Origin of the sequence: Actinoplanes sp. NPDC051633, from assembly GCF_040681735.1 — a bacterium.
Classification (GTDB): Bacteria; Actinomycetota; Actinomycetes; order Mycobacteriales; family Micromonosporaceae; genus Actinoplanes.
This window is the reverse complement of sequence record NZ_JBFAZH010001478.1, coordinates 1-1652: the sequence shown is the minus strand read 5'-3', so window position 1 is coordinate 1652 and position 1652 is coordinate 1. Positions and strand designations below refer to the sequence as shown.

General features: G+C 68.5%; 2 protein-coding genes and 1 pseudogene. All 3 read left to right on the top strand.

Going from position 1 to position 1652, the window contains the following annotated elements:
* On the top strand, positions 1–420 hold a 420-nt coding region (locus AB0M20_RS42265; RefSeq protein WP_364307027.1), incomplete at its 5' end, for an NADH-ubiquinone oxidoreductase-F iron-sulfur binding region domain-containing protein.
* Positions 417–641 (top strand): ferredoxin, encoded by a 225-nt coding sequence (locus AB0M20_RS42260; RefSeq protein ID WP_364307025.1) that lies wholly within the window; start codon positions 417–419, stop codon positions 639–641. The genes AB0M20_RS42265 and AB0M20_RS42260, both read left to right, overlap by 4 nt.
* A gap of 346 nt (positions 642–987) precedes the next feature.
* Positions 988–1652: pseudogene (locus AB0M20_RS42255) on the top strand (sugar transferase); the annotation flags it as partial.

Sequence of the window (1652 nt, the reverse complement as noted above, 5' to 3'; positions counted from 1 at the left end):
CGCGCGGTGCTCGTCGGCGGCTACCACGGCGCCTGGGTGCCCGCGATCCCCGAGCTGCCGGTGAGTCGCGCCGGCCTGGGTCCCTGCGGTGGCACGCCCGGCGCCGGTGTCGTGCACGTGCTCCCGGCCGGGAGGTGCGGGCTCGCGGAGACCGCCCGGATCGCCGGTTACCTCGCAGGTCAGGTGGCCGGCCAGTGCGGACCGTGCATCAACGGACTTCCGCGACTCGCGGACACCTTGGTCGCGCTCACCGCCGGGCGGACGACAAGAGCCGAGGTTGAGCGACTCGCCGCGCTGGTCACCGGCCGTGGAGCCTGTCGTCACCCGGACGGCACAGCCCGCTTGATCAGAAGCGGTCTGACGACCTTCGACGCCGACGTCACCGCGCATCTGAGCGGGTATTGCCTGGAGCACCGATGAGCGACACCCGCCTGCACATCGACTGGACCGCCTGCGACGGCCGTGGCCTCTGCGCGGAGCTGCTACCCGAGCTGCTCACCGAGGACGAATGGGGATATCCACGGGCACGCGACGGCGCGCCCGAGCCGGTCGTCCCCCCGGCCCGGCGGCGCGACGCCGAGCGCGCGGTGGACCGGTGCCCCGCCCTCGCCCTCCGGCTCCTCAGTGGACTCTCCAGCTGATCAATAACCTCGTGAACCGGGTCAGGTCACAATTCATCGACCGGGATGGGTGGATGTCGGCCGTCCTGTGTTAGCGTGCGATGCCTTCGGCGACGCATCCGGACAAATGATGGTGGCCTATGCCTGATGCACGTTTTCGTGACGTCCTATTGGGAGCGCTACCACCGAGTCCGGGTGTTTGGCCAAGGTAAAGATTTGGCACCCAGGGGCTGGTATTTTCCGGCGCCTCATCTAGTGTTCACCGCCAGGAAGCTGCGGGAAGAGCCGGCCGACAAGACGGGGCAGGGAACAGCGCGGGAACAGTTATGCCATGTGGGCGTGGGGTCTCACTTGAAGCAGGGGCGTCGTGACGACGACGGACATGACGGCGGATGACGCCGACACCGGATCGATACCGACTACAACTACCACCACCTCGTACTACGGCGTCACCGACAGGGATCTCGGGGATGCCGCGGGACGCCGGCTGGCCGACCGCTGGGTGTGGGAGGCGCGTTATGTCAAGCGGCTTCTCGTCATCGACTTCGGCGCCACGCTGATCGCCACCCTGTCCGCTTATGCGATGCGGTTCCAGGGTGACCTCTATGCGCGGTGGTACCTGTTGTTCTCCGCGATCATCCCGGTGGTGTGGCTCGGGCTTCTCGCGCTGTCGCACGCGTACGAGAGACGCCTGCTCTTCGTCGGAACCGACGAGTACCAACGCGTTCTGCGCTCCGGTGTGCGCCTGATCGCGGGCATGGCACTGGCGTCCTACGTGCTCAAGGCCGACCTCGCGCGCGGCTATCTGCTCATCGCGCTGGTGCTGACCACCGCGCTCTCCCTGCTCGGCCGGTGGCTGTTACGTAAGCGGCTGCACCGCGCCCGCTCGCACGGCCGGGCCATGCACCGCGTGCTCGTCCTCGGCCACGCCGCCACCGTCGCCTCGATGACCGGTCAGCTGCACCGGCAGTACCACCACGGCCTGCAGGTGATCGGCGCCTGTGTGCCGGCGAGCCAGCTCGGCGAGGCGGC

What these genes read in the sequence shown, in the direction of transcription:
- AB0M20_RS42260 (WP_364307025.1), top strand. Translation starts at nt 417, where the DNA reads ATGAGCGACACCCGCCTGCACATCGACTGGACCGCCTGCGACGGCCGT.